Source organism: Streptobacillus ratti (assembly GCF_001891165.1).
Lineage (GTDB): Bacteria > Fusobacteriota > Fusobacteriia > Fusobacteriales > Leptotrichiaceae > Streptobacillus > Streptobacillus ratti.
Genome location: NZ_LKKW01000020.1, coordinates 20,874 through 27,637, shown reverse-complemented (window position 1 = coordinate 27,637; position 6,764 = coordinate 20,874). Strand labels below are relative to the sequence as shown.

Here is a 6,764-nt window from a genome sequence, read left to right as displayed (position 1 = left end):
ACTTTTGGAATTTAGGAATTGCAAAGTATTATAAAGAAGAATTTGAATTAGGAAAGAAAGCTTTGTCTATAATTAAAAAAGATTTAAATATAGAACTTCCTATTGATGAGGCAGCCTTTATAGCTTTGCATTTTGTTAATGCTAATTTAGAAAATAATTTTCAAGAATCTTATCGTATTACGGAGATTATTATGAGTATTGAAAAAATTATTCAAAACTATTATTCAACAGAGTTTAATTAAGATTCTATTGATTATTATAGATTCATTACTCATGTTAAGTTATTTGCTCATAGACTTTTAGAAAGAAATAATTACAACGATGAAGAAGATGAAGATCTTTTAGATTTGATGAAAAAGAAATATCCTAGGGAATATAATTGTGGAATATGTGTAGCAGATTTTATTAAAAATAAATATGAATATTTATTAAGTTCAAGTGAATTAGTTTATTTAATCGCCCATATTCGTCGTTTAACAAAAAATTTATCATAAAGGAGAATGGTTATGAAATATAGAAATACTTCACTTAATATTTTAAATGCTGTTGGTGGAGAAAAAAATATTCTTAATGTAACATACTGTGTTACTAGATTACGTTTGGAACTTAAAGATGAAAGTATAGTTTCAGATGAAACTGTAAAATCAATTGATGGTGTAATAGGAGTATTGAGAAAAAATGGTCAATATCAAATTATACTAGGTAATGATGTTGAAAATTATTATAAAGAATTTATTAAAGTAGGAAAATTTAAATTTATGAATGTATCACAGGAGAAAAAAGGTTCTATTTTATCACAAATTATTGAATACATTGCAGGTTCAATGACATCAATTATTCCAGCTATACTTGGTTGTGGAATGATAAAAGTATTAGTATTAATACTTCCTATGTTAGGTATTTTTGAATCTAATTCTCAGACAATTACATTTTTAACAATTTTTGGTGATGCAGGATACTATTTCCTACCTATACTTTTAGCTTATTCAGCATCTAAAAAATTAAATGTTAATACAGCTCTTGCTATGTTTGTAGCTGGGATTTTACTACACCCTAGTTTTGTCCAAATTATATCTACTGGAGAAGAACTTAAGCTATTTGGGGTAACTGTTACACCTGCTAATTATGGCTCATCAGTTATACCAATTTTAATTATGGTATATTTAATGAAATATATTGAAAAAGCCTTTAATAAAATAACACCGGCTGTAACTAAAAGTTTTTTACAGCCTACACTTGTATTAATTATTTCAGGATTTATAGCTATTGTTTTAGTAGGACCTCTTGGTGTAATTTTTGGAAAGGGTTTATTAAATTTAATTGAACAAATGTATGGTATGACTAGTTGGATAACATTAGCTGTTTTAGGAGCGACTATGCCCTTTATAATTATGACAGGTATGCACTGGGCATTAGCCTCTATTTTTCTAGCAGCTTCTGTTGCTACACCTGACGTGCTTATACTTCCTGCAATGTTAGCCTCTAATTTAGCTCAAGGTGCAGCTTCTATGGCTATTGCATTTAAAAGTAAGAATAATAATACTAAACAAGTTGCATTTGCAGCTGGATTTTCAGCATTACTTGCAGGTATTACTGAACCAGCTTTATACGGTGTTACATTAAAATACAAAAAACCACTTTATGCTGCAATGATAGGTGGAGGATTAGCAGGACTATATGTTGGATTAACAGGAGTTAAATCATATATATTTGCCGTACCCTCTATAATTGGTCTTCCTCAATTTATTTATTCAGGAGCTCCAAGTAATATACTAAATGCGTTAATTGCTGGAATGATTTCTATTATTGTAACATTTATTTTAGCATATATTTTTGGTATTGATGAAGATGAAAAAAAAGCTCCAGTTAATTTGAATAATATTAAATCTGGAGTGTCAAATAGAAAAAATGTATATGCTCCTATTTCTGGAAAAATTGTACCTTTAAAAGATGTGAATGATACAACATTTTCAGAGAAATTATTAGGAGAAGGAATTGCAATTATTCCTGAAAATGGTAAAATTTATGCTCCTTTTGATGGAATTGTTACAAGTATTTTTCCAACAAAACATGCAATTACATTAACAAGTGATGATGGAGTTGAACTATTAATACATATAGGTTTAGAAACTGTTAAATTAGAAGGTAAGGGGTTTGAAAGTAAAATTTCAGATGGAGATAGAGTTACTAAAGGTCAGTTAATACTTGAAGTAGATTTAGAAACAATTTTATCAGCAGGATATGAAATAATAACTCCTGTAATCGTTACAAATACACAAAATTATTTAGATGTTTTATTAGTTCCAACAAAAGATGAAATTATTCATTCTAATGAATTGTTGGCTATACTATAGTTAGGAGGATATATGTCAGTTTTTCCAGATAATTTTTTATGGGGAGGAGCAGTTTCTGCAAATCAAGTAGAGGGAGCATATAATGAAGGAGGTAAAGGTTTATCAGTACAAGATGTATTGCCTAATGGAGGGTTAGGAGAACCAACAAATGAACCTACAAAAGATAATTTAACATTGTCAGCTATTGATTTTTATCATAGGTATAAGGAAGATATAGCCCTGTTTGCTGAAATGGGATTTAAGGTTTTTAGGACTTCAATTGCTTGGAGTAGAATTTTTCCAAATGGAGATGAAGAATATCCAAATGAAGAGGGATTAAAATTTTATGATGACTTGTTTGATGAACTTATTAAACATGGCATAGAGCCACTTGTAACATTATCTCATTATGAAACCCCACTGTATTTAACTAGAAAATATAACGGATGGGTAGATAGAAGAATGATAGGATTTTTTGAAAAATTTTCTTGTACTGTTTTTGAAAGATATAAGGATAAGGTTAAGTATTGGTTAACATTTAATGAAGTAAATTCAGTTTTAGAGTTACCATTTACAAGTGGTGGTATTGATAAAAAACATCTAAACAAGATCTATACCAGGCAATTCATCATGAATTAGTTGCATCAAGTTTAGTTACAAAAATAGCTCATGAAATAAATCCTAACTTTAAAATTGGTTGTATGGTTATAGCTATGCCAGCATATCCAATGACACCAAATCCTGAAGATGTTTTAGCTGCTCATAATTATGAAAACTTAAATTATATGTTTTCAGATATTCATGTCAGAGGATATTATCCTAATTATGCTAAAAGATATTTTAAAGAACAAGGGATAAATGTAGTTTTTGAAGATGGAGATGAGGATTTATTAAAAAATTATACAGTAGACTTCCTATCCTTTAGTTATTATATGAGTGTTACACAAGCATCAGATACTTCTAAGTATTCTTCTGGTAAAGGAAATATATTAGGAGGATTAGTAAACCCTTATTTAAAAGCCTCTGATTGGGGTTGGCAAATAGATCCAATAGGACTTAGAATTGTTTTAAATCGTTATTATGATCGTTATCAAATACCTTTATTTATTGTTGAAAATGGATTAGGAGCTAAAGATACTTTAATTGAAGATAAATTAGGGAATTTAACTGTTAAAGATGATTATCGTATAGAGTATATGAAAGAGCATCTTTTACAGGTTTTAGAAGCAATTAAAGATGGTGTTGATATTATGGGATATACTTCTTGGGGTTGTATAGATTGTGTTTCTATGTCTACTTCAGAGATGTTTAAAAGATATGGATTAATTTATGTGGATAGAAATGATGATGGTAGTGGAACTTTTAATAGATACAAGAAGAAATCATTTGATTGGTATAAAGAAGTAATAAAATCAAATGGAGAAATATTAACTAAGTAGACAGAGTATTGTTCCGAAAATTAAGATATGTTATTCCGATTACATTGATATTATTCCGATGAAATTGTATAATACAAAAAAGGAATTAATTATTTCTACATTAGAAGAAAAATTAGCTATTCTTGAAGCAAAAAGACCTTTAACAGAGGGAGAGTTAGAAAGATTAAATGAAGATTTTTTAACTGAATATACATACAATTCAAATGCAATTGAGGGCAATACTTTAACTTTACGTGAAACAGATATGGTTCTTAGAGGGCTTACGATTGATAAAAAAACATTAAAAGAGCATTTGGAAGTAATAGGACATAAGGAAGTATTTGAATATGTAAGACAACTTGTTAGTGAAAATATTGAAATATCTGAGAAAATAATTAAGGACATTCATTATTTAGTTTTGGCTGATAAGAAAGAAGATAGAGGAGTATATAGGAGAGTTCCTGTTAGAATTATGGGAGCAGCATATGAGCCAGTACAACCATATTTAATTGCTTCAAAAATGGAAGATTTATTGAGGAAATATAAAAATAGTAAGGAAGACATTATTACTAAGTTAGCTCGGTTTCATATAGAGTTTGAAGCTATTCACCCTTTTATTGATGGTAATGGAAGAACAGGAAGATTGCTGATTAATTTAGAACTAATGAAAGAGAAATATCCACCTATAGATATTAAATTTATTGATAGACTTAAATATTATGAAGCCTTTGATGAATATCATATAAAACATAATATATCATCAATGGTAAATATGTTTGCAAAATATTTAAATCAAAGATTAGAACTATATTTATCTATTTTGGAATAATAATTAAATATTAAGTTTACAACATAAACATACAAAAAGAAATGACTTAAGATTTTTGATATTCTTAGTCATTTTTTTATTACAAATTATTTCATTTTTTTGTGAAAAAATCTAAATCTTGTTAAAAAACCTTTTTAAGATATACTTATTATGAAAGGACGAGATATGATAGGAGATAGAAATTTTAGAATATTAGAGTTATTAAAACAAGGTAAGAATAATATATTTGATATATCTAATGAATTGAATATAAGTGAGAGAATGCTAAGGTATGATATAGAAGTATTAAATCAAGTTTTCATCTATTATACAACATTAGAAATAATAGGTATAAAAAATGCGAATTTAAAATTATTAATTGAAGACTATGAGGAGCAACTATCATTAATTCCTTTTAAAGAATATATTTTTAATTCATTTGAAAGGCAAGTATATATTAGTTTGGATATTTTTTTAGAAAATAATAGATTTAAATTACAGGAATTATCAAATAAGTATGATATTAGTAAATCAACACTTAGAAATGTAATTAAAGATATTAATTTGGAAATAGAAAAATATGGTTTAAAAATAGATGTTGATTCTAATAAAGGATACAATATATTTGGTAGAGAATCAAAGATAAGATTTTATTTAATAAATAAATTAAGAAGTTTAAATAATGGTAAATTTAATGTGTATTTTTTTAGAGAAATTAATAAAAAACTACTTAATTATTCAAAAAGTATAGATTTAGAAAGAGCTAAAGAATTAGTAAGAAAATTTACAGAAGATATTAAACTTACTGATGAAGCTTTTGATATAGTTTCATTTTATGTATATATTAGTGAAAATAGAAATTTTGAATCCCATAAATTACTTGAATATGAAGTGGATAATAAGAGCTTTATTCAAAAAACAGAGGAGTATAAGAAAATATCAGACCATTTTATAAACGAAAACTTAAACGCACTTGATATAACGATGCTTACAGATATATATCTAGGATTACATAACTATAATGAAGAAGATTACATATATATTAATTACATAGAAAATGAAGATATAGTAAATAATATAATTAATAATTTAAATATAAATTTTTCTAAGGATTTTAGTAAAGATAAGATATTTAGAGAAGAACTTTTACATCATATTAAACCTGCAATTTATAGAATGAAGAAAAAGATAAGTCTTGGCGAGAGTATTAGTAAGGAAGTTATGAAAGAATATGAGGATATATATAATAAGACTAAAAAATCTTTAGGATTTAAATGGAATAGTGAAGAGATTTCTTTTGTAACTATGATGGTTAAAAGAGCATTAGATAGAATGGATAAGAATATTAAAAAAGATATGATAAAGGTACTTGTAGTTTGTGGTCTTGGTTATTCAAGTTCAAAGCTAATTGTAGAAAATCTTGAAGAAAACTTTGAAGTAGATGTAATAGATGTGATTCCATATAACAAGCTTAAAGATTATGAAAATATTGATAAAGTAGATTTAATAATTACTACTCTTGATATTTTAAGTAAAAGAAATGAAGCAATAAAAGTGAATGCAATATTTAAAAAAGAAGATATAGAAAAGCTTGAAAAATATGGACTACCTAGAAGAAATATTAAAATATCTGAAAGTAAACTATTTGAATTTATTAAAGAAAATTCTGGTAAAAAAGAAGAGAAAATAAAAGAGAATATTAGAAAAGTTTTAGGTCCTTGGATATATATGGATATAGAAGAAAAGAAGTATAAAAGAATATATGATTATTTGATAGAAGAAAATATAAGAATAAATGTGAAAGCAAATAATATTGATGAGGCTTTAAAAATAGCAATAGATTTAATGGTAGAAAATCAAATAGTAGAAAAAGAATACTATAATAATTTAAAACAGCAAATAGATAAATATGGGAAATATATACAAGTGGGAGATATTACTATACTTCCACATGGAAGAATAAATAAAGATGTTAAGAAAACGGGATTTGTTTTGATAACATTAAAAGATGAAATAGATTTCTTTGATGGGAAAATAAAAATAATCATAATACTTGCATCAAAGAATAAAGAAGAACATTTAGAGGCAATACTTGATATTAATAAATGTTTGAGAAAATATAATTTTGAAAAAGAATTAATTAAAATAGAAAATAAAACGGAAATACCAAAGTTTTTAAAAGAAGTTTTAGAAGGAGAAAATTAA

At 26.2% G+C, this 6,764-nt stretch carries 7 protein-coding genes; all 7 read left to right on the top strand.

Features of this window, described 5'->3' with window-relative positions:
- Positions 1 to 242, top strand: a 242-nt coding sequence (locus BT993_RS07440) for a PRD domain-containing protein (protein ID WP_208600509.1), incomplete at its 5' end; no start/stop codon positions are given.
- A gap of 6 nt (positions 243 to 248) precedes the next feature.
- Positions 249 to 494: a PRD domain-containing protein gene (locus tag BT993_RS07600; protein ID WP_415669328.1), complete on the top strand. Its 246-nt coding sequence runs from the start codon at positions 249 to 251 to the stop codon at positions 492 to 494.
- 12 nt (positions 495 to 506) lie between these two features.
- Complete coding sequence (locus BT993_RS04550) at positions 507 to 2,354, top strand: beta-glucoside-specific PTS transporter subunit IIABC (protein ID WP_072593440.1); 1,848 nt, start codon at positions 507 to 509, stop codon at positions 2,352 to 2,354.
- Between the two features lie 12 nt (positions 2,355 to 2,366).
- Positions 2,367 to 2,972, top strand: a complete 606-nt coding sequence (locus BT993_RS07595) for a glycoside hydrolase family 1 protein (RefSeq protein ID WP_341860435.1) — start codon at positions 2,367 to 2,369, stop codon at positions 2,970 to 2,972.
- Complete coding sequence (locus BT993_RS07590) at positions 2,957 to 3,772, top strand: glycoside hydrolase family 1 protein (protein ID WP_341860436.1); 816 nt, start codon at positions 2,957 to 2,959, stop codon at positions 3,770 to 3,772. Before BT993_RS07595 ends, BT993_RS07590 begins: the two co-directional genes overlap by 16 nt.
- Positions 3,773 to 3,830: 58 nt before the next feature.
- A complete protein-coding gene (locus BT993_RS04540) occupies positions 3,831 to 4,580 on the top strand; it encodes a Fic family protein (protein WP_083557392.1) in 750 nt (249 codons plus the stop codon).
- A 165-nt stretch (positions 4,581 to 4,745) separates the two neighbouring features.
- On the top strand, positions 4,746 to 6,764 hold the full coding sequence (locus BT993_RS04535) for a BglG family transcription antiterminator (RefSeq protein WP_072593439.1): 2,019 nt from the start codon (positions 4,746 to 4,748) through the stop codon (positions 6,762 to 6,764).